This is a genomic window from Kribbella pittospori, from assembly GCF_004331465.1.
GTDB lineage: Bacteria > Actinomycetota > Actinomycetes > Propionibacteriales > Kribbellaceae > Kribbella > Kribbella pittospori.
In genome coordinates this window covers 247,412-269,343 of sequence record NZ_SJKB01000008.1, presented here as the reverse complement: position 1 = coordinate 269,343, position 21,932 = coordinate 247,412, and the positions used below count along the sequence as shown (strand labels likewise).

At 68.1% G+C, this 21,932-nt stretch carries 22 protein-coding genes; 14 read left to right on the top strand and 8 right to left on the bottom strand.

All coding sequences use genetic code 11. The annotated features are described in order from the left end of the window. Positions 1–95 precede the first annotated feature (95 nt). Genes E0H73_RS25680 through E0H73_RS25630 form a run of 11 tightly spaced genes read left to right on the top strand, consistent with a single transcriptional unit; the run spans position 96 to position 10,239 of the window. On the top strand, positions 96–350 hold the full coding sequence (locus E0H73_RS25680) for an acyl carrier protein (protein WP_131360907.1): 255 nt from the start codon (positions 96–98) through the stop codon (positions 348–350). Continuing rightward, positions 350–580: an acyl carrier protein gene (locus E0H73_RS25675; RefSeq protein ID WP_131360905.1), complete on the top strand. Its 231-nt coding sequence runs from the start codon at positions 350–352 to the stop codon at positions 578–580. Before E0H73_RS25680 ends, E0H73_RS25675 begins: the two co-directional genes overlap by 1 nt. Beyond that, a complete protein-coding gene (locus tag E0H73_RS25670) occupies positions 573–1,679 on the top strand; it encodes a beta-ketoacyl synthase N-terminal-like domain-containing protein (protein ID WP_131360903.1) in 1,107 nt (368 codons plus the stop codon). The genes E0H73_RS25675 and E0H73_RS25670 overlap by 8 nt, the downstream gene beginning before the upstream one ends. Continuing rightward, on the top strand, positions 1,676–2,158 hold the full coding sequence (locus E0H73_RS25665) for a beta-ketoacyl-[acyl-carrier-protein] synthase family protein (protein WP_131360901.1): 483 nt from the start codon (positions 1,676–1,678) through the stop codon (positions 2,156–2,158). The genes E0H73_RS25670 and E0H73_RS25665 overlap by 4 nt, the downstream gene beginning before the upstream one ends. Further along, the gene (locus E0H73_RS25660) at positions 2,155–3,750 is read left to right on the top strand and encodes a class I adenylate-forming enzyme family protein (protein WP_131360899.1); all 1,596 of its coding nucleotides are present in this window, start codon (positions 2,155–2,157) and stop codon (positions 3,748–3,750) included. Before E0H73_RS25665 ends, E0H73_RS25660 begins: the two co-directional genes overlap by 4 nt. Beyond that, on the top strand, positions 3,747–5,027 hold the full coding sequence (locus E0H73_RS25655) for a beta-ketoacyl-[acyl-carrier-protein] synthase family protein (RefSeq protein WP_131360897.1): 1,281 nt from the start codon (positions 3,747–3,749) through the stop codon (positions 5,025–5,027). Before E0H73_RS25660 ends, E0H73_RS25655 begins: the two co-directional genes overlap by 4 nt. After that, complete coding sequence (gene hppD, locus E0H73_RS25650; protein ID WP_131360895.1) at positions 5,027–6,097, top strand: 4-hydroxyphenylpyruvate dioxygenase; 1,071 nt, start codon at positions 5,027–5,029, stop codon at positions 6,095–6,097. The genes E0H73_RS25655 and hppD overlap by 1 nt, the downstream gene beginning before the upstream one ends. Then, positions 6,094–6,999, top strand: a complete 906-nt coding sequence (locus E0H73_RS25645) for a phytanoyl-CoA dioxygenase family protein (protein ID WP_131360893.1) — start codon at positions 6,094–6,096, stop codon at positions 6,997–6,999. Before hppD ends, E0H73_RS25645 begins: the two co-directional genes overlap by 4 nt. Then, complete coding sequence (locus E0H73_RS25640; RefSeq protein ID WP_131360891.1) at positions 6,999–7,940, top strand: thiamine pyrophosphate-dependent dehydrogenase E1 component subunit alpha; 942 nt, start codon at positions 6,999–7,001, stop codon at positions 7,938–7,940. Before E0H73_RS25645 ends, E0H73_RS25640 begins: the two co-directional genes overlap by 1 nt. Then, a complete protein-coding gene (locus E0H73_RS25635) occupies positions 7,940–8,911 on the top strand; it encodes an alpha-ketoacid dehydrogenase subunit beta (protein WP_131360889.1) in 972 nt (323 codons plus the stop codon). Before E0H73_RS25640 ends, E0H73_RS25635 begins: the two co-directional genes overlap by 1 nt. Further along, positions 8,911–10,239: a hypothetical protein gene (locus E0H73_RS25630; protein WP_238164246.1), complete on the top strand. Its 1,329-nt coding sequence runs from the start codon at positions 8,911–8,913 to the stop codon at positions 10,237–10,239. Before E0H73_RS25635 ends, E0H73_RS25630 begins: the two co-directional genes overlap by 1 nt. Here E0H73_RS25630 and E0H73_RS25625 read toward each other — a convergent pair. The 7 genes from E0H73_RS25625 to E0H73_RS25600 form a co-directional block, all read right to left on the bottom strand. Next, the gene (locus E0H73_RS25625; RefSeq protein WP_131360885.1) at positions 10,211–11,392 is read right to left on the bottom strand and encodes an MFS transporter; all 1,182 of its coding nucleotides are present in this window, start codon (positions 11,390–11,392) and stop codon (positions 10,211–10,213) included. The genes E0H73_RS25630 and E0H73_RS25625 overlap by 29 nt on opposite strands. Positions 11,393–11,458: 66 nt before the next feature. Beyond that, positions 11,459–11,857 carry an aminotransferase class I/II-fold pyridoxal phosphate-dependent enzyme gene (locus E0H73_RS48035; RefSeq protein ID WP_272949153.1) on the bottom strand — a complete coding sequence of 133 codons (399 nt, stop codon included), beginning with the start codon at positions 11,855–11,857 and terminating at the stop codon, positions 11,459–11,461. Next, the gene (locus E0H73_RS48030) at positions 11,854–12,723 is read right to left on the bottom strand and encodes an aminotransferase class I/II-fold pyridoxal phosphate-dependent enzyme (protein WP_272949152.1); all 870 of its coding nucleotides are present in this window, start codon (positions 12,721–12,723) and stop codon (positions 11,854–11,856) included. The genes E0H73_RS48035 and E0H73_RS48030 overlap by 4 nt, the downstream gene beginning before the upstream one ends. After that, entirely contained in the window at positions 12,705–13,781 is a 1,077-nt protein-coding gene (locus E0H73_RS25615) for an alpha-hydroxy acid oxidase (RefSeq protein ID WP_131360883.1), read from the bottom strand. Before E0H73_RS25615 ends, E0H73_RS48030 begins: the two co-directional genes overlap by 19 nt. Positions 13,782–13,795: 14 nt before the next feature. Further along, entirely contained in the window at positions 13,796–14,722 is a 927-nt protein-coding gene (locus E0H73_RS25610) for an alpha/beta hydrolase (RefSeq protein WP_131360881.1), read from the bottom strand. A gap of 5 nt (positions 14,723–14,727) precedes the next feature. Then, positions 14,728–15,939: a cytochrome P450 gene (locus E0H73_RS25605; RefSeq protein WP_202867561.1), complete on the bottom strand. Its 1,212-nt coding sequence runs from the start codon at positions 15,937–15,939 to the stop codon at positions 14,728–14,730. Positions 15,940–15,942: 3 nt separating this feature from the next. Then, positions 15,943–17,223 carry an SGNH/GDSL hydrolase family protein gene (locus E0H73_RS25600; protein ID WP_131360879.1) on the bottom strand — a complete coding sequence of 427 codons (1,281 nt, stop codon included), beginning with the start codon at positions 17,221–17,223 and terminating at the stop codon, positions 15,943–15,945. 292 nt (positions 17,224–17,515) lie between these two features. Here E0H73_RS25600 and E0H73_RS25595 point away from each other — a divergent pair, with 292 nt between their 5' ends. Genes E0H73_RS25595 through E0H73_RS25585 form a run of 3 tightly spaced genes read left to right on the top strand, consistent with a single transcriptional unit; the run spans position 17,516 to position 20,948 of the window. Continuing rightward, a complete protein-coding gene (locus E0H73_RS25595) occupies positions 17,516–19,060 on the top strand; it encodes a class I adenylate-forming enzyme family protein (RefSeq protein WP_131360877.1) in 1,545 nt (514 codons plus the stop codon). Then, on the top strand, positions 19,060–20,280 hold the full coding sequence (locus E0H73_RS25590) for an MFS transporter (protein ID WP_131360875.1): 1,221 nt from the start codon (positions 19,060–19,062) through the stop codon (positions 20,278–20,280). The genes E0H73_RS25595 and E0H73_RS25590 overlap by 1 nt, the downstream gene beginning before the upstream one ends. Continuing rightward, entirely contained in the window at positions 20,277–20,948 is a 672-nt protein-coding gene (locus E0H73_RS25585; protein ID WP_131360873.1) for an SGNH/GDSL hydrolase family protein, read from the top strand. Before E0H73_RS25590 ends, E0H73_RS25585 begins: the two co-directional genes overlap by 4 nt. Here the strand turns inward: E0H73_RS25585 and coaA are convergent. Then, positions 20,945–21,898: a type I pantothenate kinase gene (coaA, locus tag E0H73_RS25580; RefSeq protein WP_131518963.1), complete on the bottom strand. Its 954-nt coding sequence runs from the start codon at positions 21,896–21,898 to the stop codon at positions 20,945–20,947. The two genes, E0H73_RS25585 and coaA, sit on opposite strands and share 4 nt — an antisense overlap. Positions 21,899–21,932 lie beyond the last annotated feature (34 nt).

Here is a 21,932-nt window from a genome sequence, read left to right as displayed (position 1 = left end):
ATCGAGCAGCAGCCCGTGGGCAGTGGAGCGCGACTCGGCGCCGGCCGGCGCCACCCAGACATGTACCGAATCACCCACCGAAAGAAGGTAACCCCATGAAGGACGAGGTTCGCGCTTTCGTCATCGCGCAACTGCAGGACATGAACTACGACACCGACGGCGTCGACGACGAGACCACGCTCGGTCCGGCCGGGGTGGACCTGGAGTCGCTGGCGCTGGCGGATCTGTCGGTGCGGGTCGAGGACCGGTTCGGGGTCAGGTTCTCCGACGACGAGTCCGAGCAGCTCGCGCTGATGACGGTCGGCGAGTTCACCGCCGAGGTGGCCGGCCGGGTAGCCCAGCAGGTCTGATGAACTCGAACCCACCCCCGCCCGGGCGGGACGAGATCATCGGCTGGCTCGCCGGCCTCGGCGAGCGGCCACCCGGCACGGACCGGATCGACTCGATGGAGCTGGCCTGGCTGGTCCATCAGGTCGAGCAGCGGTACGGCGTCGAGCTCGGCGACGACCAGCTCGAGCGGATGACCACCGTCGACGACGCCGTCACCGTGATCGCCGAGGTGCTGACCAGCCATGTCTGAACCGCGACCGGTCTCCGTCACCGGCCTCTCGATCCTGACCGCGCTCGGCCGCGGTCCGGAGGCGCAGCTCACCGGCGCGCCGGCGTTCACCGAGGTACGCCGTTTCGACACCAGCAACCGCCGGGTCCGGTACGCCGCAACGGCCGCCGAAACCGGCACGCTGGAAGAAGAACTGGACCTGGCGATCGCCACCGCCTGCGCACAAGCCGGCGTCGACCGCAGTACGACGCCACTCCTGCTCGCACTCCACTCCGCGCCGGACTGCGACTTCGGTCAGCGTCGCGTGTACACCAGCGCCTGCGTCTCAGCCAGTACGGCGCTCGCCGACGCCGCAACCCTGATCAGCACTGGGCGCGCGGACCGCATCGTCGTGGCAGCGGCGTACCTGGTCGAACCACACCAGTTCGCCCTCTTCGACGCCGGGCGGGCGTTGGCCGACGACAACACAGTCCGCCCGTTCAGCCTCAACCGCCGCGGCTTGTTGTTAGGCGACGGCGTAGCCGCAGTAGTCCTCCAAGTCGGCGAAGGCCTGGCCCAACTCCTGGGCTGGTCCCGCACCGGCGACGCCTACCACCCCTGCCAACCATCCCCCGACGGCCGAGGCCTAGCCACCGCCATCCAACGCGCCCTAGCCAAAGCCGACGTCCCCCCAGAAGCCATCACCTACCTCAACGCCAACGCCACCGGCACCCCGTTCGCCGACGCCGCCGAAGCCGCCGCCATCACCCACGTCTTCCACCCCACGTCTCCTGGGTCGGCCAAGGAGCGGGTGGGTTTACCCACCGGATTCCCGTTGGCCAACCCACCGTCCGGTGGGTCAGCCCAGCAGATGGGGACGGGCGGGGGACCGGCTGTTAGTTCGACTAAGGGGTTGCATGGGCATGCGTTGGAGGCTTCGGGGTTGGTGGAGTTTGTGGTGACTGTGCAGGCCTTGCGGGAGGGGAAGTTGCCGGTGAATGCGGGGTTCCTGGAGGCGGATCCTGCGTGTTCGGTGGATCTGATTCTGGATGCGCCTCGGCCGGCGACGTCGGCGTACGGGATGACGGTGAACTCGGCGTTCGGGGGAGCCAATACCGCGTTGGTGGTGCGGGCGGGATGAGCGAGTTGGTGGAAGTTCATGACCTCGTCGTGCGCAGTGAGGGCTACTGGCCGGAGCCGGGTGATGACATCGCGGCAGGTCCGCCGGTGGTGGCGGGGTTCGTGTTGTCGGCGTTCAACCCGTTGGCCGCGGTCGTGGCGGAACGGTGCTTGGGCCGGATGACGGCGCCACCCACCGGACAGACCGGGATCGTGCTGGTGAGTGACGGGGACAGCGTAAGCGCGGACCACGTCCGGCAGGCTGTTGCTGAGGGCAAGCGCATCGGTCCGCTGTTCTTCTTCCAGTCGGTGCCGAACAGCATCGCCGGCTGGATCGCGGCGAAGTGCGACCTGCGCGGCCCGGTCGTGTGTGTGACCGACGGCGGGCTCGATGAGGCCGCCTTGCTGATCGGCGACGGGGACGCCGACCAGGTGCTGATCGTGGAGGTGGGTGCCGACCAGGCGTCCGCCCGGATCGTGAGTGGGGGAAACCCGACATGAAGAGCCTGAGAGCCCGCCTCGCCGCAGACCCGGCGATCGGAACCGGCAACGTCCTGGCTACGGTCATCGCCCACGGCGCCGACCTGAACGGCCCCGGCCTGACCTTCGACACGCCCGTCGATCACTACCCGGCCGAGCACGCGCTGACCCTCGGCGAGCTGGACGAGCGAGTCCAGGCCCGTACGGCGTGGTTGCACGAGCACGGCATCGGACGACGGGACGTGGTCGCGATCTGGGCGACCGAGGCACAGGACATCGTGCTGAGCTTCCTCGCGCTGACCCGGGTCGGCGCGATCCCCGCGCTGATGAACGGCAAGATGAGCCCACCCATCGCCGAGGAGTTCATCCGCCGCCTCCGCGCAACCGGCGTACTCGCGGATGCAGCACATCGCGAGTTGTTGCATGAGGCACCGATTCTCGCGGAACCACGAGAGCTGGGTACGGCGGACCCGGCCAAGGCGCCGGAGAACTATCGCCACCACGCCGACGACCCTGTCGTGATCACCCACACCAGCGGCACGACCGGCGTACCGAAGGCGGTGATGCACACTCACACCACCTTGTACGCCGCTCTGAAGCACCTCCTGACGATGCCGCAGGCGCAAGGCACCAACCGGATCCTCAACGCCCTTCCGATCCCGCACACCGCAACGGTCCTGATGGTGAACCAGGTCCTCGGCAACCGGGCCGACATGCTGCTGCTGTCCAGCCAGGACGCCCCGAACGTCCTGCACCACATCGAACGCTGGAAACCCCACTCCGTCTACGGCTTCGCCGTCACTTGGGCCGGCCTGGCTCGCGAGGATCTGACCAGCCACGACCTTGACTCGGTCCGGATGTGGTTCAACACCGGCGACTGCGCCCACGAACCGCACATCCGCAAACTGGTTGCCGTCGGCACCCGCGAGACGGTCACCCGCGACGGACGCGTGACGGTCAAGGGCTCGCACTTCATCGACGGCCTCGGGTCCAGCGAGATGGGCCACAACGGCTTCCACATCACGCACACGATCGACAGTGACCACTACGGCCGGTGCATCGGCAAGCCGTACGAGTTCGCCGAGGCCGCCGTACTGACTCAGACCGGGGAGGAACTGCCAGCGGGGAAGCCCGGCCTGCTGGGGTTCCGGTCGCCGAGCGTCTCACCCGGCTACTGGAACGACTCGGTCAACACGTACCGCTTCCGTCTGAACGGCTGGTTCCTCACCGGCGACCTGGCGTACCGCGACGACAGCGGCCACTACTTCCACCTCGACCGCATCCCCGACGCGGTAGCCGGCTTCGACGGCCCCCAACTCTTCACGTCGCTCTCCGAGGAACGCATCCTCGCCGCACTCCCCGAAGTACTCGACTGCACAGTGATCATCACGCCAGCCAACGGCCAGTACGTCGCCGACGTCCTCCTCGAACTCGCGCCGAACGCGGCCGACGAAGACCGCTCGGATGCCGTCAAGGCGGCGGTAGGTGAAGAGGTCGCCGCGATCATCCGCAAAGTCTCCGTCATCGGATCGGACGAGGTGCCAGTCACAGTCACCGGCAAGGTCCGCAAGGTAGCCCTCCGCGAAACCCGCCTAACAGGAGCAGAAGTATGACCGCGCCGGGCAGCGCCGTAACGATCACGGGCATGGGTCTGATCACGCCCGTCGGCCGGGGCGTGGAGGCGGTGTACGACGCCTTGCTGGGTGGGCGGTCGGGGATCGTCAAGCCGGCGGCGGATCATCCGATCGCCAACTCGATTGAGGTTGCGGGCATTTTGCCGGCGTTTGATGCCGGGAGGATTGCGAGTGGGCCGGACGGGAAGGTGATGGATCGGACGGTGGTGCTGGCTCAGTTGGCGGCTGAGGATGCGTTGGGGGACGCCGGGCTGGTTGTGGGGGAGAACGTTGATCCTGACCGGCTCGGGGTGATTGTGGGTGGCGTTGGCGGGATGGCGACGCTCGAGCAGCAGGTGTTGGCTCGGGCCGAACGTGGGCGGGCTGCGGTCAGTCCCTACCTGTTGACGGGGATCCTGCCGAACATGCCGGCCGCGCGGATCGCGATCCGGTTCGGCCTCCGCGGTTACACGTCGGCAGTCGGTACGGCGTGTGCCTCGGGAGCTCAGGCGATCGCGGACGCGGTCCGGCTGATCCGATCCGGTGAAGCCGACGTGGTGCTGTGCGGCGCGAGCGAAGCCCCGCTGTTCCCGACCTTCGCCGAAACCTTCGCCAACGCGCGAGCGCTGGCGCGAGGCTGGGACGACCCAACCGAGGCGAGCCGCCCCTTCGACCTACGCCGCAACGGATTCGTGCTGTCCGAAGGCGCCGGCCTACTCGTCCTGGAAAGCACCGCGCATGCGACCGCTCGCAAAGCACGCGGCTATGCCGATGTAGCTGGTTACGGGGTGAACTCCGACGCACACCACCCGACCGCTCCCCGGCCCGACGGGATGGGCGCCGCAGAGTGCATGCGCCGAGCCCTGGCGAGCGGCGGCGTACAACCGAGCCAGGTCGCCTACATCAACGCACACGGCACGAGCACGAAGCTCGGCGACGTGGCCGAGTCGGTCGCGATCGGCCTGGCGTTCGGCGACCACACCCCGGCGGTCAGTTCCACCAAAGCGCTGACCGGTCACATGCTCGGCACCTCCGGAGTGGTCGAGGCCGCAGCAGCGGCCCTCGCGATCACGACCGGCCTGGTGCCGCCGACGTACCACCTGGACGATCCGGATCCGGCCTGCCCGCTGGATCACGTCCGCAAAGAGCCCCGCGACCTGCGGCCGGAGTACACACTGTCGAACTCGTTCGGGTTCGGCGGCCAGAACGTGAGCCTGCTCCTCGGCACCGCCACCACGCCGGAGCGGCGAGAAACCAACAGTGAGGTGAGGGTGTGATGGAGATCTACGGGATCGACCACGTGGAGTTGTATGTGGGCGACGCTCGGCAGGCCGCGTTCTACCTGGGGCACGCGTTCGGCCTGCAGATTCACGGTCAGGGCGGCCCCGAGACCGGTCTGCCGGATCAGCGGTCGCTGCTGCTGCGCGAGGACGCCGTACAGATCGTGCTGACGTCCGGACTGGCCGCGGAGCATCCAGCGGCGGAGTACGTGCAGCGTCACGGAGACGGGGTCGCGATCGTCGGTCTGGAGGTCGACGACGCGACGGCGGCGTACGGCGAACTTGTTGCCCGAGGCGCCGAAGGTCTGAGGGAGCCGGTCCGGTACGACGGCGGCGAGACGACCGTGGTGATCGCGGAGGTGGCTGGGTTCGGGGACGTGATCCACCGGCTGGTCGAGCGGCACGGACCGCGGCACGAGTTCCTACCCGGCCGGATCCACATCTCGGAGCCGATGAGTGGACCGGACGAGAAGCTGTTCAGCGAGGTCGACCACCTGGCGATCTGTGTGCCGTCCGGCGAGCTCGAGCCGACGGCGAAGTTCTACGAGGACGTGTTCGGCTTCCCGCGGATCTTCGAGGAGTACATCGAGGTGGCCGGCCAGGGGATGGAGTCGAAGGTCGTCCAGAGCCCGTCGAAGCACGTCACGTTCACCTTGATCGAGCCCGACGCGAACCGCCGACCGGGCCAGATCAACGACTTCCTCAGCTGGCACGCCGGCGCCGGGGTGCAGCACATCGCCTTGCGCACCAGCAACATCGTCGAGGCGGTCAGCACGTTGGCCGGTCGCGGCGTGAACTTCCTCGGTACACCGTCGACGTACTACCAGGCCCTGCCGGAGCGGGTCGGCGAGGTGGAGACACCGATCGAGGAACTCCAGGAACTGGGGATCCTGGTCGACCGCGACCACTGGGGCCAGCTGCTGCAGATCTTCACCGAGTCGATGCACGTACGCCGCACGCTGTTCCTGGAGATCATCGAACGGCGCGGCGCGATGACGTTCGGCAGCGGCAACATCAAGGCCCTCTACGAAGCCAAGGAACGCGAGCTGGCGGGAGCTGACGCATGACCCTGGAATTCAAGCTGTCCGAGGAAGAAGTCGAGCTGCTGCCTACCGACGAAGACGTTGCCTTCTACAACGAGCACGGCTGGTACCTGTCCAAGAAACTGCTGACGGACGACGAGACGGACGAGCTCGTCAATGCCAGCGAGAGGTACTACGCCGGCGAACGCGACCGAACCCTTCCGACAGCCCCGCCGAAGCTGGCGTACTGGGACCCGTCGAAGGGCGACGTCCAGCGGCACAACGACTACGTGCACTACGAGCACGACGGCCTGGCGAAGATCCTGCGCAAGCCGCTGATCGGCGCGGTCGCGGCCCGGCTGGCGCAGGCCGACGCGATCCGGATCTTCCAGTCCACCCTGATCTACAAGCCGCCGATCGAGGGCGAGCCGTCGAACATCGTGCCCTGGCACTTCGACAAGCACTACTGGTCGTCCTCGGCCTCGGACCGGATGCTGACCGCTTTCATCCCGTTCCACGACTGCCCGCCGGAGATGGGCACGATCACGATGGTCGACGGCAGCCATCGCTGGCAGGAGATCGGCTCCGACGACACCGTCGTACGCCACTTCGCCGAGCGGGACCGGTCGCAACTGGACCAGATGCTGGCCGAGAACGCGGCGTACAACACCGTGGAAGTGGTGAAGGTCCCGATCACGATCCCGCGCGGGCACATGAACTTCCACCACTGCCGGACCTACCACGGCAGCGGCGCGAACGTCAGCGACCGCCCGCGTCGCGCGGTCTCCCTGCACCTGCAGGACGGCGCCAACCACTACCGCGAGTTCCCCCTCTCCGACGGCACGCTGGCGGCGTACAACCACGACGTCCTGGTACGTCGTACCGCTGCCGGACACCCTGACTACGCCGACCCCGACTACTGCCCGACTCTGTGGGCCGACCGCTGATGAATCTCTACCGGACTGTGCGCCTGATCCGCCGCTTCGAGGAGCGGGCGATCGAATTCGTCCGGTCCGGGGAGATCGTCGGGGGCATTCACCCGTACATCGGCCAGGAGGCGATCGCGGCCGGAGTATGCGCGGCGTTGACGGACACGGACGTGATCACCAGCACGCATCGCGGCCACGGACATGTGCTGGCCCGCGGTGCGGACCCGGCCCGGTTACTCGCCGAACTGATGGGCCGGGAGAGCGGGTTGAACAAGGGCCGCGGTGGTTCGATGCACGCGGCCGACTTCAGCCTGGGCATCCTCGGCGCGAACGCGATCGTCGGCGCGGCCGGCTCGATCGCGACCGGTGCTGCCTGGGCCCATCGTCGCCTGGGCAAGGACACGGTCGCGGCGACGTTCTTCGGCGACGGCGCGATGAACGAAGGCATGTTGCTGGAGGCCTTCAATCTCGCCGGGCTGTGGCGGGTGCCGGTCATCTTCGTCTGTGAGAACAACGGCTACGCGACCACCATGCCGGTCGCGTCCGCGGTCGCCGGCAGCATCACCGCCAGGGCCGAGGCCTTCGGCATCCCCGCGGTCACGGTCGACGGCCAGGATCCCGAGAAGGTTCTGGCGGCGACCACAGAAGCAGTCGAGCGGGCTCGATCCGGTCAGGGACCGACGTTCCTCGAATGCACCACGTACAGATTCGACGCGCACCACACGTTCGAGCACCGAGCCCGGCTCACCTACCGCTCGACCGAGGAGATCTCCGCTGGGCGGTCGCGGGACCCAGTAGAGATCCAGGGCGCACGACTCGCGGCCGAGGACCGGGCCGCAGTCGATGCCGAGGTCGAGGCATTGCTCGATGCCGCCGCCGTGATCGCTCTGGGGAGCGCCCACCCAGATCCGGCGGCCGCTCTGGAGTACCTGTACGCCTCGCCGGAGGTGCTGCGCTGATGCCCAAACTCTCGTATCTGAAGGCACTCAACCGCGCACTCGGCGACGAACTGGAGCGCGATCCAACGGTCTTCCTGCTCGGCGAGGACATCCGCGCCGCCGCTTCCAACGTGACGGCCGGACTGTTCGGGCGCTTCGGTCCCGATCGGGTGCTGGACACTCCATTGTCCGAGCAGGCCTTCACCAACTTTGCCACCGGTGCCGCGCTGGCCGGGATGCGACCGGTGATCGAGTTCCAGATTCCGTCCCTGCTGTTCCTGGTCTTCGAGCAGATCGCCAACCAGGCCCACAAGTTCTCGCTGATGACCGGAGGCCAGTGCAAGGTCCCGGTCACGTACGTCGTCCCCGGCTCGGGCTCCCGGACCGGGTGGGCCGGCCAACACTCCGACCACCCGTACACCTTGTTTGCCCACGTCGGCGTCAAGACCGTGGTCCCAGCCACCCCGGCCGATGCGTACGGTCTGCTGATCTCGGCGATCCGGGACGACGACCCGGTCGTCTTCTTCGCGCCGTCCGGTGCCCTCGGTGTCCGCGACGACCTCGACTTCGCCACCCTGGCACCAGTCCCGCTCGGCGTCGGCCGAATCGCCCGCAGCGGGGACGACGTCACGGTCGTTGCCCTCGGCCACCTTGTCCAGGACGCACTGACGGCTGCCGACGAGCTGGCTGGTCTCGGAATCTCCGTCGAGGTGTTCGACCCCCGCACGGTCTATCCGCTCGACGTGGAAGGCCTGGCCGAGTCGGTAGCCAAGACCCGGAGGCTCGTGGTGATCGACGACTCGAACCGGACCAGCGGATTCGCGTCGGAGATCCTCGCGATCGCGGCCGAACGCTTCGATCTCGCCGCACCGCCGCGCCGCGTGACCCGGCCGGATGGCGCCGTGCTCCCCTTCGCTCTCGCGCTGGACCGGGCCGTGCAACCCGGCCGGGACCAGTTGGTCACCGCGATCCACGCCGTACTGGAGGAATGATGACGGACAGGTGGCACGAGTTGCCCGAGGCGGTGCGTACGGCGCTGGTCGCGCGGGGGCTCGACGCGTGGCAGCAGGTGTACGACGGGGTGGCGACGCACAACAAGGAGTGGCGGCCGCTGCGGCCGCCGATCATGTCCTCGGTCGCGTACCGCCGGTTCACCGACATCTCGGCGACCGTCGCCCGGCTGATCCTGGCCGCGTGCCTGCAGCGTGCGTCGACCGCGGGGGAGTTGCGTCAGGCGCTCGGCATGCCGACCGGCTACATCGATCTGCTCGACGAGGACCTCCCGCTGACCGAGGACCTGCTCGGCGGTGTCCGCGCCGACATCCTGCTCGCGGACGGAACGCCGTACGTTGTCGAGGCCAACATCGACAGCGCGCTCGGTGGTGCGCACGACTCCGATGGGGTCGCGGAGCGATTCCTCGCGGCGTACGACGGAGATCCGGTGCTGGACGGGATCGGGTTAGCGGCGCCGCCGTCCGCGGTCGATGCGCGGTATGAGGCGGTCCGGGCGGCGCTCGAGCTGACCCGGACGGACCGGCTGGCGATGATCTTCACCACCGGCGGCACGTATCCGGGCTCCCAGGACGGGCTGGCGATGATCAAGCTGCTCGAGCCGTTCAGCGAACGCGGTCGTGAGCTCGGCCTGGACATGCGGGTGTTCCCGGTCGAGTGGCTGACGCTTGACGACGCCGGCCGGCTGCTCGTCGACGACGGGCCGATCGACGCAGTACTGCGGATGTTCGTCCCGCAGGGCACCACGCCGAGCGCCGGCCTCGACGCCCTGGGCACCGCCATGCGGACCAAGACGGTCCGGGTCTTCACCCCGACCGCGAGTTGGCTGCTGGCGAGCAAGTCCATCTTCGCTTGGCTCTGGACGGACCTCGACTCGATGTCCCCGGACGATGCCGAGGTCGTACGTCGGCATGTCCCGCGAACGGAGGTGTTGTCGCCGGACCTGCGCGACCGGGCGATCGCGGGCCAGAACCAGCTCGTCCTGAAACCGTCCGGTTCCTACGGCGGCGTCGGTGTCGTCGTCGGGCCGGAGGTGTCCGCGCAGAGCTGGCAGGAGGCCTTGGACGCCGCTTTGGTCGAGGGCGGATACATCCTGCAGCGGTACGTCCCGGTCGACCGGCTCACCATGCAGTTCGTCGAGATCGCCACCGGTGAGGTCCACGAGGACGCCGTACCGTTCTGCATCGCGCCGTATCTGTTCGGAGGTACTCCGGCCGGCGCCTACGTCCGGTTCGCCGTACCGGGCGCCGGACCGGTGGTCAACGTTGCGCAGGGCGCGCTCACGAGCGGGCTGTTACTGACGCCATGACCGCCGGGACGATCGCGAGCGCGACGATGGCGGCGGTCAGACCGAAGGCGACGGAGTAGCCGGTGCCCGCGACCACGGCGCCGAAGACGATGGCGCCGACGCCCCAGCCGCCGTCGTACGCGAGGTTCCACAGGGCGCTGACCTGGCCGTAGCGGGACTTGGGGACGCGGTCGTACATCATCGTCAGCGTCAGGTTCTGTGCGGCGCCGAAGCCGAGGCCGAACAGTGTCGAGCCGACGACGATCGCGGTCGTGCTGCCGATCAGGACGAGGGAGCCCGCACCCGCGGCTGCCAGGATCAACGCCGGTGCCAGCAGCTTGGCCGGGCCGATGCGATCGGCGTACCGACCGGCCAGCCAGCGTGCCGCGGGAGCGGTGATCGCCTGCATCAGCAGAGCGGTCGCGACCAGCGAGTGCTTGTCCTCGGCAACAGCCAGCGGCAGGAAGGTCACGCTGATGCCCGCGGCAACGGTGACGGCGGCGAACACCAACGTCGGCATCATCAGTCCGCTGCCGCGCAGGCCACCCAGGACCTTGACGTGCTGCTCTTCCTCGCTGGTCGCCTTGGGCATCCCAGCCAGCATGCCGAGGACCAGGAGGGAGCTGGCTGCGGCCAGCACGAACAGAGCGCCGAAGCCGACCAGGTTGGTCAGGTAGACACCGAGGGGCAGTCCGATGACGGCCGGCACTCCGACGGCCAGTCCGTAGATACCGAACGCCTCGCCGCGGCGTCGGTCGGGGGTCACGTCGGCGACCAGAGCGACCGCACCGACGACCATGATCGCCAGCCCGGCACCGCGCACGATGCAGATTGTGAGGACGACCGGCAGGGATGCGGTGACCAGCAGGAGTAGCGAAGGCGCACCCAACAGGATCAGCCCGAGACCGAGGACGACCTGGTAGCCCCAGCGCGCCAGCATCCGGGGGACCAGGAGTTCGGTCCCGACCGCGGCCAGCATCATCGCGCCGGTCGACAGCCCGGCGCCGATCCCGCCGGATCCGTTGGCGGCGAGGTACAGCGGGACCACCGAGGTGAGCAGGTACATGCTCAACCCGGACCCGAACACCATCACCAGCAACCGGCCGAACTGGCCGGTCACCAGTCGGGGCGCAGTGGTCACCTGGACTGTGGGGAACTCGCATGCCGTGGTCATATCTCCACGCTAGGGGCGGACCGGTATCCCCTACAGATCCAGTTTCTGCCCGCGTGAGAGGACCAGTTACGGCAATTGATCAGTGATCAACGCGGCGAACCGGTTCAGAGCCGCCTCGATCTGCGCCGGGGTGACCGCGCTGCAGGACAGCCGCAGCGCGTGGATCGGGGTGTCGCCGTCGTAGAAATGGCTCATCGGGGTCCAGAGCACGCCGTACTCGTGGGCGGACTTCTCCAGCAGTACGTCGTCGACCGGGAACGGCACCGTGACCACGACGAAGAACCCACCGGACGGCACGGTCCAGCTGATCTCGCCGGCCGGGAATCGCGCGGCCAGGCCGTCGGTGATCGCGCGCAGGTTGGCGGCGTACAGCTCCCGCTCGCGCCGGTTCGCCGCGACCAGGCTGAAGTCGTTCGCGATCAGCTTGCCGCCGATCACCGCCTGGGCGACCGGGGAGGTGTTCACGGTGACCATGCTCTTGAGCTTCGACAACTCGTCGGCCGCAGTCCGGTGCTCCCGTCCGGCGCCTCGACGGTCTGGTCGGCGACGACGTACCCGATCCGCGCACCCGGCAGCCCGGTCTTGGCGTACGAGCCGAGATAGACGACGCGGCGTTCGGTGTCGAGCGCCTTCAGTGTGGGCAGCCGGTCGACGCCCTCGGCCGGGAACAGGCCATACGGGTTGTCCTCGATCAGCAGCAGATCCTGCTCGGCGGCGACCTCGAGCAGTTGCCGCCTGGCGTCCAGGTCCAGGCTGAGTCCGGACGGATTGGCGAAGTCCGGCATCACGTAGCACGCCCGCGGTCGCAGGCCGTCCGCCCGGGCCGCCTTCACTACGGAGGCGAGATCGTCGTCCTCGGTGACAGGCAGCACGGGGAAGTCGAGGAGCCGAGCAGCGCCCGTGATTCCGACGTACGTCGGGGAGACGGCCAGCAGTACGTCGGACGTCTCCGCGCGAAGTGCGCGGAGAGTGAGGACCATCGCCTCCTGGCAGCCGACCGTGACGACGATCGCCTCGGGGTCGACATGGATGTCCTCGTCGACGGCGAGGTTGCGGGCGACCAGGTCGTGGACGATGCCCTTGGTCCGGCCGTACTGGAAGATGGTCCGCCGCACCGACGGCTCGTCGTACCCCCGCGAGCGCAGGTGATCGGCGAACAGGTCCAGGTAGCGGTGCAGGTCCTCGAGCGCGAAGAACTCCTCGGTCGGACGGCCGGCGGCGAGCGAGATCGCTTCCGGGTAGTGATGCGAGACCTCGTTGAGGAAGTTCATCGAGTTCAGCGCCCGGTCGGTGAGCGAACCGTGCAACTCGGTCAACCTGAGATCTGCCACGGCGTTCTCCCCGTCGTCAACTCGGCCACCGCAGCCAGATCCGCGCATCCGGCCAGCAGCATCGCATCTCGCAACTCGTGTCTCAACAAGCCCAATGCCTCATCGACAGCTTCCACAGCCAGTGCCCACAGCAACGGTCTCCCGACCAGTACGGCGGACGCGCCAGACGCCAATGCCTTGAGCGCATCGGTGCCACTGCGGACGCCGCTGTCGAGCAGCACCGTGCAGTCATTGCCGACCGCATCGACAATCGGGCCGAGGGCATCGATCGAGGCGGGTGCGCCGTCGAACTGGCGGCCGCCATGGTTCGACACGACCACGCCGTCCGCACCGGCCGCGACAGCTCGGGAGGCGTCGCGAGGATCGAGAATCCCCTTCACCAGCAGGGGAATCGGGCACCGGCTGCGCAGCCACTCCAGATCGCGCCAACCGAAAGAGGGATCGAAGGCCGAGGCGGTGTGCGCGGCGACCGCCGACAGCCCCGGCACCTCAGAGTGTGCCTCTGTCACCATGTCGACAAGGTTCGCCGCGACCACACTCGGCGGGAGTGTGAACGAGTTCCGTACGTCGCGGAGGCGGCGGCCCATCACTGGTACGTCGACTGTGACCATGAGCGCCTGGCAGCCGGCTGTGACGGCGCGCTCGACCAGGGCGTCAACCAGCCCGCGATCGCGCAGCCAGTACAGCTGGAACCAGGACGGTGCGATCGCCGCGATCTTCTCCAGCGGGTAGCTGCTCAGGGTGCTGATGACGTAGGGAATCCCGGCATCGGCGGCGGCTTGGGCGAGGAGGAGCTCGCCGTCCGGGTGAAGGAGACGCTGGTAGGCCATCGGGGCCACGGCGACAGGCATCGTGAGCTCGGTGCCGAGGAGGGTCGTGGAAGTATCGGGCTCGTCGACGCCGGCAAGGACGCGCGGTGTCACGGTCAGGGCATCGAGAGCAGCGCGGTTGAGCCGAAGGGTGGTTTCGGCGCCGCTCCCTCCGGCGACGAAGTCGTGGACCGAGCGGGACAGAGCGGTGGCCGCGAGCTGCTCGTAGTCGGCCAGCGACTCAGCCATCGTGTCGCCGGGCGTCACGCATCGCCGAAGATCCCGCCGAGCCAGGTCGCCGCTTCGGCCATCGCGTTCTTGCCGCCGTCGAGGGTGCCGGACATCGCGAAGAAGCCGTGCACCATCCCGTCGTACCGGCTGAGCGTGGTCGGTACGCCGGCGGCGTGCAGCTTCTCGGCGTAGTACTCACCCTCGTCGCGCAGCGGGTCGTACTCCGCGGTGATCACCAGCGCGGGCGGGAGATCCGCGTGCGACTCGGCCAGCAGTGGTGAGGCGAGCGGGTCGAGACCGTCGGCCGAGTCGGCCAGGTAGTGGTCCCAGTACCAGCCCACCGACGTCTTGTTGAACAGGAACGGGTCGTTGCCGTTCCGCATCGAGATCGTGTCCGAGCCGTAGAGTGTGTTCGGGTACACGAGAAGCTGTCCGGCCAGCGCCGGACCGTTGTCACGGGCAAGCAAGGTGGTCGCGATCGCCAGGTTGCCGCCGGCACTGTCCCCGCCGACCGCCAGCCGCGCCGGATCGACCTGCAGCTTGTCGGCGTTCGCGGCGATCCACTGGGTGGCGTCGCGGCAGTCGTGTACGGCGGCCGGGAACGGGTGCTCCGGTGCGAGCCGGTAGCCGACCGTGATGACCTGACAGGGGACGGCGTTGGCGAGCTTGCGGCAGATGCCGTCGGCGGTCTCGACGCTGCCGAGCGTCCAGCCGCCGCCGAAGAAGTAGATCAGCGTCTGCAGCGGACCCGTCAGGTCAGGTCGATAGACCCGCAACGGCAGTCCGGCATCGGTGGTGAGGTCCTCGACGTGGTGCACCGATTCGACCTCACCACCCGCGGCCTGGATCGAGGCCAGGTCGGCGGCGCGCGCCTCGGCCAGGGTCTGGGTGTAGAGCTGGGGCACGTTGGCGGCCTCGCGCTCGGCGCGCATTGCCTCGACCTGCGGGTCCAACGGCATCCGGATCACCCCATTCGGATCGGCATGGATTGATGCCCACGCAGCAGCAGGCTGCGGCTGCGCACCGGCTCCCCGGCGAGTTGCAGACCGGGGAACCGCTGGAACAGCTGGGCAAACGCCGCGCGTCCTTCCATCCGGGCGAGTGCGGCGCCGACACAGTAGAACGGTCCGGCGCCGAAGGATAGATGCTGGAGGTCGTCGCGCCCCGGATCGAAGGTGTCCGCGTCGGGGTGCTTGGCCGGATCGCGGTTCGCCGCGCCGGGCAGGACGAGGACCAGACTGCCCTCGGTGATCGTCTCGCCGGCCAGTTCGATGTCGGTCGACGCCTTCCGGCTGATCAGCTGGACCGAGCTCTGGTGCCGGAGAATCTCCTCGACGTAGTCCGACGCCAGCCCGGGATCGTCACGCAGCGCAGCGACGAGCCGTGGCTGGTTCAGTAGCAGTTCGAGCCCGTTGGTGAGCAGGTTCATCGTGGTCACGAAGCTCGCGTTCACCAGCACCAGCAGGTTGTCGATCAGCTCCTGCTCGTCGATCCCCGACGTACCGGAGTCCAATGCGTGCACAAGGGATCCGACCAGGTCGTCGCGCGGCCGGATCCGGCGTTCGGCGATCATCCGGGCGTAGTAGTCGTTCAGCTCACCGGCCGCCTGGTTCGCGGCCGCCAGCTTCTCCGGCGCCTTGCCGCCGAGGTCGAGGTACTCGTCGATCCGCTGGGTCCGGTCCTTGAACCAACCGAGGTCGGAGCGTGGGATGCCGAGGAACGTGCCGATCACCGTGATCGGAAGCCGGTAGGCGAAGTCGACGAAGTCCACGACCTTCCGGTCCGCGCCGGCCTTGCCCAGATCGTCGAGCAACTCCTCGGTCAGCGCGTCCACCACCGGTTCGAACCCGGTCAGCCGGCGCGGGGTCAGCACCGCCTGGAACACCTTGCGCATCCGCAGGTGGTCCGGCTCGTTGCGGAACATCATCGACCCACCGAGCCGGCGCAGTACCAGCTCCCTCGGGTTCGGATCCGCCGACAGCAGCCGGTGGAACCTGGTGTCCTTCAGTGCCTCCTGGGCGGCGTCGTATCCGTTCACCACCACGGCGTACGGCGAACTACCGGGGTCGAGCCGGCAGACCGGCCCGATCCGATGCAGCTCCGCGAAGAGCGGCATCGGATCGCGGCGACCGTCCTCGGATCCCAGTGCGGCGAGGATCTCGTTGGCGGTGCGCACCGGTCAGCGCACCAGGTTGAGCGGAACCGAGGCGGCCATCGCCTGGTAGCCGGCCTCGTTCGGGTGGATGTGGTCGCCTGAGTCGAGCGCCGGGTTCAGCTGGCTCGGGTGGGCCGGGTCGCGGACGACCTTGTCGAAGTCGAGGACGCCGTCGAACTCGTGGCTCGACCGCAGGTAGCTGTTCACTGCCTGCCGCGTGGCCTCCTTGGCCGGCGTCCAGCTGTCCGTGCCGCTGAGTCCCTCGAACGGCGTGATCGTGCTGACCAGGCTGCGCAGCCCGCGCTCCTTCACCTGTGCGTTCACCTGGCGCAGTGCGCCGATGATCTCGGCCGCGGAGTCGTCCGACATCCAGATGTCGTTGACACCCAGTTCGGTGATCACGGTCCGTACGCCGGTCTGGGCGAACACGTCCTCGTTCAGCCGGGCCAGTGAGTTGACCCCGACCTCGTTGAACCCGGGGAACGCACCGTTGTCGGACGGCTCGCTGCCCTCGTGGTTGAGCCGGCTGCCGGCCAGTCCGGCGTTCAGCACGCTCGGGAAGGGCCTGTGCCCGGCGCTCGCGGCGAGCCGCTCGGCCAGTTGGTCCGGCCAACGGTTGTTGGCGTTCGGCGTGCTGTTGGTGCCGTCGGTGATCGAGTCGCCGAGTACGACGATCGAGCCGTCCGAGTCGTCGGTCTGAACGTCGACGCCGGACAGGAAGAACCAGCAGCAGCGCCGGGTCAACGTGTAGGCCGCGCCGCCGGACTGGGTGACGAGGTTGGACGGGCCAACGAAGTTGTCCTGGATCGACGAGCCGTGGAACGTCGTCGGGCCGGTGTTCTCCGGGAAGTACAGGCTGACCACGAGGTCGTCGAGCGTGCCCAGCCGCAGGTTCACCGGGTCACTCAGCAGCTCGCTTCCCTTCACCATCGACGCGCTGCCCGAACCGCTGAACGTCAACGTCCGCAGGGTGTTCGGGTCGATGTCGGACAGCTCAGGCGTCGCTTTGTTGGGCTTGGCAACGGTTGCGGCGCCGACAGTGACGGTCTTCTCGCCGTAGATGTTCGACAGCCGGATCCGGATCTTGTTGCCGCCGACGGTCGGCCGCACCACCAGCCGGACACTCTGGTCGGTCAGCCCGAGGTTGGTCGAGCCGGTGGCGTTGCCGTGGGTGACCGCGGTCGCCCAGGTCCCGACCCACTCGCTGTCGCGATCGCCCCCATAGCTCGCGCCGGCCAGAGTCGAGCCTGCGAGAGTGAGGGCGGCGGTCACGGCGATTGTGCGCCAACTGCTGGAAATGTGCATGGACGGACCTCCCGGCGGAATGGATGCGGACGGAACGTAATACGCCGTGACGAATCCGGTCAATGCACCGGAATTGCATTTCCGGAAATTCATGGGCAACGGTTAGCGGGGATCTCGCACCCCGGTTTCGCAGGGGTATTCCTTCACTTGGCAGAGGGAGTGACCGCACGACTCCGGAGAGCGACGGATCCGCCGCGGCAGCGCGGTTTCCAGGCTCTTTGCAGCCGTCCGCGGCTCCGGTAGAGTCGCCGCCACGGCTGGGGGTGGCCGGAGTCGAGGGAAAGCAGACGAAATGCCGCCTGAATTCGCCGTGCCCGAAAACAGCAGTAATTATGTGCTGCGGGTATTCACCTTGTTCCACCGATTCGCCGACCGGCTCGCGCTGGTTCGCGGCGACCGGAAGGCGACGTACGGCGAATTGATCGCCGATGTACTGCGGATCGCGGCGGGGCTGCGTGATGCCGGGATCCGGCCGGGCGGCAAGGTGCTGGTGATGGCGGCGAACTGCTTCGAGGCCCCGGCCCTCCAACTGGCTGCGCATCTGCACGGCTGCCGCGTGCTGTGGAGCGCGCCGATCACGTCGCGGCGCGAGATCGACCGGTTCGCGACACTCGCCGATGCGGATGCGTTCGTCTACGACCCGGATGGCACGGGGCATCTGGGTCGTGAGCTCGCGGCGTCGCTCCCGCCGATGCCGGTGTTCCGCATCGCCGAGTTGTTCGGCGACGGAGCGTCGTACGAGATCGATGCCTTCGTGCCTGCGCCGGACTCGGTGCTGCAGACGAGTGGTACGACGGGGGATCCCAAGCTGGTGCACCACACGCAGGCGTTCTACGAGCAGATCCTGGAGTTGGCGGATGCCTTTGTGGCGAACGGGTTCCCGTTGCTGCGGCACTACTCGGGATCGCCGCTGTGGCTGGCGAGTGGGCAGATCACGAGCTTCTTCAACCTGTTCACCGGAGGGGTGCTGTTCCTCACCGACACCTGGTCACCGGACGAGTTCTACCGGATCGTGTCGACCGAGCGGATCACGTCGACGTACGTGACGCCGCCGATGCTGTACGAGGTGCTTGATCATCCTGATGGGCTCGACTTCGACTGCAGCAGTTTGTTCATGCTGAACGTCGGCGCCGGGCCGGCTACGCCCGCGCGGCTGCGGCAGGGGATCGCGCGCTTCGGACCTGTGCTGCGGATCGTGTACGGGCTGAGCGAGGCCGTGGTCGTCACCGCACAACCTGGGCTCACGGAGGATCCTCTGCATCCCGAGCGGCTGGCTTCGGCAGGTACGGCGTACGGCGATGTGGAGCTGGAGATCCGGGATGACGACGGCAAGGCGTTGTCGCCGGGACAGACCGGAGAAGTGTGGGTGCGGAGCAACCTCACGTTCGCCGGGTATCTCGGCAAGCCCGAGCTGACCGCGGAGACGCGGGTCGACGGCTGGCTGCGGACGCGCGACCTCGGGTACGTCGACGAGGACGGCTATCTGTTCCTGGTCGATCGCGTGCACGACATGATCGTCACCACCCGCCGCAACTGGGCCATCTTCTGCCGCCCGATCGAGGACGTTCTCGGCAGCCACCCCGCCGTCCGGACCGCTGCCGTCATCGGCGTACCCGATCCTGTCGTCGGCGAGGCCGTCCACGCCTTCGTCGTCGCCCGTACGCCGATCACCGCCTCCGAGCTCCAGGACCTGGTCACCACCACCCTGAACGAGATGTGGACGCCGGCCACGATCGACTTCGTCGACGAACTTCCCCTGACCCGCATCGCGAAGGTCGACAAGGTTGCCCTCCGCAAGCTCCACGCGGAACTGCACCCGGAGGGACTGAGGGTGTGATGACGCCGCGTCGTGGGTTGGTGGTGTTGTTCACCGCGGACGTGCTGTCCGCGGTGGGCAGCCGGATCTCGATGGTCGCGATCCCGTGGCTGGTGTTGGTGACCACGGGCAGTGCCGCCAAGATGGGCGTGGTCGCGGCGGTCGAGATGATCCCGTACATCGTGGCCAGCATCATGGCCGGTCCGGTGATCGACAACCTCGGAGCCCGGCGTACGTCGGTCCTCGCCAACCTCGCGAGCGCCGTCGCGGTGGCGGCGATCGCGGCCACCACCGGACTCGGGTTCGCCGCCTTGCTCGTCCTGGTTGCGATCGCCGGCGGCCTGCGCGGCGCCGCGGACCGGGCCAAGGACCTGCTCGTCCGGCCGATGGCCGAGGCGGCCGAAGTCGAACTGATCCGGATCACCTCACTCCACGAGGCCTTCGCGCGCGGCGCCACGTTGCTGGCTGCACCGCTCGCCGGCCTGTTGATCTACTGGACCGACGCCGCGTCGGTGCTGTGGATCGATGCCGTGACCTTCCTCGTCTGCGGCTTGCTGGTCGCCGGATTCGTCAACCCGCCGGCTGCACCGGTGTCCGCCGTACGGGAGAAGTACTTCCGCTCGCTCCGCGTGGGATTCGCGTTCGTACGTGGAGATGCGCTGCTCGCGACGATGTTGATCACCACCTTCACGTTGAACGTCTTCAGCAGCGCGAGTACGGCGGTGTTCATCCCATTGTGGGTGAAGGAGCAGCTCGGTACGGCTGCTGGTCTCGGTCTGACGCTGGGCGCGTTCTCGGCCGGCGCACTGCTCGGCAGCATCGGATTCGCCGTCCTCGCGACCAGGCTGCCGCGATACCTCACCTTCGCCCTCGGCGCTCTCATCGGCGGCAGCCCGCGACTACTGGTGCTGGGGCTGAGCGATGACCTGCTGTTGGTGATGGCGGTGACGTTCCTGTCGGGGATCGGGATGGCCGCCATCAACCCGGTCTTCGGCGCCGCTCTCTACGAACACGTCCCGAAGGATCTGCAGGCGCGGGTGATCGGAGTGGTCGCGGCCACGTCGTTCGCCGGCCTCCCGCTCGGCGCGTTGCTGGCCGGTGAACTGGTCAGCTGGTTCGGGTTGATCCCGTCGCTGGTCCTGTCGGGGATCGTGTGCCTGATTGTCAGTGTCTTCCCACTCGTACGCCGAGGGCCGGGCCGCGTCCTCGATGCACCGACGACGGCGGTGGAGGCGACATGAACGAGGAGACCGATCCATATTGCCTTGCGCCCGGCGAGAGTGCTGAGCTGCTCGTCGGTCATCCGTGGCGGCGCTTCGTCGTACTCGGTGACAGCGTCGCCGAAGGGCTGTGCGAGCCGGTCGAGGGCTACAGCGAACTCCAATGGGCGGACCGGATCGCTCACGAGCTACAGCAGAGTTGTCCCGAGCTGGTGTATCTCAATCTCGGCGCCAGCGGCCTGCGCACTCGCGAGATCCTCGGCACCCAGTTGGAGCGGGCGCTGGTGTTCGGTCCGGATCTCGCGCTGGTCGTTGGCGGTGGCAACGATGCGTTCCCGGCGACGTACGACCCGGAGCGAGTCGACCGCGAGCTGACGCTGATGATCACGGCACTGCAGGACTCGGGCGCGGACGTGATGACGCTCGGCATGTTCGACGTCTCTTACAGCCCCGCAGTTGCGGAGTGGTTGCGGCCGGGGCTGAGGCAACGGATGCGGACGCTGTCCGACCGCACCGCCTCGCTGGCGGAGAAGCTTGGCACGATTCACGTCCAGCTGACCGACCATCCGCTGTCGACCGATCCGAGCCTGTACAGCTCGGACGGCCGCCACGGCAACGCTCGTAGTGACGCCGTCGCCACCGCCGAGACCGTCCGCGTCCTCGGCCGGCACCTGTCTAACGGTCGTTAGAGCTTGCGGAGGCGGACCCAGCGGACGGCGTGGTCCGCGCCCTTGCGGAGGACGAGGGTGGCGCGGGAGCGGGTCGGCAGGATGTTCTCGCGCAGGTTCGGGCCGTTGATGCCGTCCCAGAGCGACTCGGCCTTCTTGATCGCCTCCTCGCGGCTCAGCTCGCCGTACCGGACGAAGTAGGACTCCGGGTTGCGGAAGGCCGTCTCCCACAGCTTGAGGAAGCGGTGCACGTACCAGCTGCGGATGTCGTCGGCGGCGCCGTCGACGTACACGGAGAAGTCGAAGAAGTCGCTGACCGCCAGGCCACTCTTGCCGTCCGCGTGCCGCGGCGCGGGTTGCAGGACGTTCAGGCCCTCGAGCAGCAGGATGTCCGGCTGTTCGACGGTGGTCCGGACGCCGGGCATCCGGTCGTAGTGCAGGTGGGAGTAGACCGGCGCCTCGACCGTGTCCATCCCGGACTTCACCTCGACGACGAAGCGCAGCAGGGACTTGCGGTCGTACGACTCCGGGAAGCCCTTGCGCATCATCAGGTTCCGGCGCTCGAGCTCCGCGTTCGGCCAGAGGAAGCCGTCGGTGGTGACGAGCGCGACCCGCGGGTGCTCGGGCCAGCGGGCCAGCAGTTCGCGCAGCAACCGGGCGGTGGTCGACTTGCCGACGGCAACCGAGCCGCCGATGCCGATCACGAACGGGGTCCGGGTCTCGGCCGGCTTGCCGAGGAAACTCTCGGTGTCCGCGTGCAGCGCACGGGCGTGCCGGACGTACAGCGACAAGATCCTGGACAGCGGGAGGTAGACCTCGCGCACCTCGTCCATGTCGATCTCGTCGCCGAGACCGCGCAGCCGTTCGATCTCCTCGGCGGTGAGCGGGGACACGGTGGTCTCGGCCAGTTGCGCCCAGGCGGCCCGGTCCAGCTCAGTATAGGGAGTCACCTCCCGCGACGGCTGCAGCATGAGCTCCATTCTTCCCACCCGCGCACGGTGCACC

Coding starts and splice junctions, on each gene's coding strand:
- E0H73_RS25680 (WP_131360907.1), top strand. CDS start 96: ATGAAGGACGAGGTTCGCGCTTTCGTCATCGCGCAACTGCAGGACATG.
- E0H73_RS25625 (WP_131360885.1), bottom strand. CDS start 11,392: ATGACCACGGCATGCGAGTTCCCCACAGTCCAGGTGACCACTGCGCCC.
- E0H73_RS25610 (WP_131360881.1), bottom strand. CDS start 14,722: ATGCCGTTGGACCCGCAGGTCGAGGCAATGCGCGCCGAGCGCGAGGCC.
- E0H73_RS25595 (WP_131360877.1), top strand. CDS start 17,516: ATGCCGCCTGAATTCGCCGTGCCCGAAAACAGCAGTAATTATGTGCTG.
- E0H73_RS25660 (WP_131360899.1), top strand. CDS start 2,155: ATGAAGAGCCTGAGAGCCCGCCTCGCCGCAGACCCGGCGATCGGAACC.
- E0H73_RS25635 (WP_131360889.1), top strand. CDS start 7,940: ATGCCCAAACTCTCGTATCTGAAGGCACTCAACCGCGCACTCGGCGAC.
- E0H73_RS25675 (WP_131360905.1), top strand. CDS start 350: ATGAACTCGAACCCACCCCCGCCCGGGCGGGACGAGATCATCGGCTGG.
- E0H73_RS25670 (WP_131360903.1), top strand. CDS start 573: ATGTCTGAACCGCGACCGGTCTCCGTCACCGGCCTCTCGATCCTGACC.
- E0H73_RS25645 (WP_131360893.1), top strand. CDS start 6,094: ATGACCCTGGAATTCAAGCTGTCCGAGGAAGAAGTCGAGCTGCTGCCT.
- E0H73_RS25590 (WP_131360875.1), top strand. CDS start 19,060: ATGACGCCGCGTCGTGGGTTGGTGGTGTTGTTCACCGCGGACGTGCTG.
- E0H73_RS25655 (WP_131360897.1), top strand. CDS start 3,747: ATGACCGCGCCGGGCAGCGCCGTAACGATCACGGGCATGGGTCTGATC.
- E0H73_RS25640 (WP_131360891.1), top strand. CDS start 6,999: ATGAATCTCTACCGGACTGTGCGCCTGATCCGCCGCTTCGAGGAGCGG.
- hppD (WP_131360895.1), top strand. CDS start 5,027: ATGGAGATCTACGGGATCGACCACGTGGAGTTGTATGTGGGCGACGCT.
- coaA (WP_131518963.1), bottom strand. CDS start 21,898: ATGCTGCAGCCGTCGCGGGAGGTGACTCCCTATACTGAGCTGGACCGG.
- E0H73_RS25615 (WP_131360883.1), bottom strand. CDS start 13,781: ATGGCTGAGTCGCTGGCCGACTACGAGCAGCTCGCGGCCACCGCTCTG.
- E0H73_RS25630 (WP_238164246.1), top strand. CDS start 8,911: ATGACGGACAGGTGGCACGAGTTGCCCGAGGCGGTGCGTACGGCGCTG.
- E0H73_RS25585 (WP_131360873.1), top strand. CDS start 20,277: ATGAACGAGGAGACCGATCCATATTGCCTTGCGCCCGGCGAGAGTGCT.
- E0H73_RS25665 (WP_131360901.1), top strand. CDS start 1,676: ATGAGCGAGTTGGTGGAAGTTCATGACCTCGTCGTGCGCAGTGAGGGC.
- E0H73_RS25600 (WP_131360879.1), bottom strand. CDS start 17,223: ATGCACATTTCCAGCAGTTGGCGCACAATCGCCGTGACCGCCGCCCTC.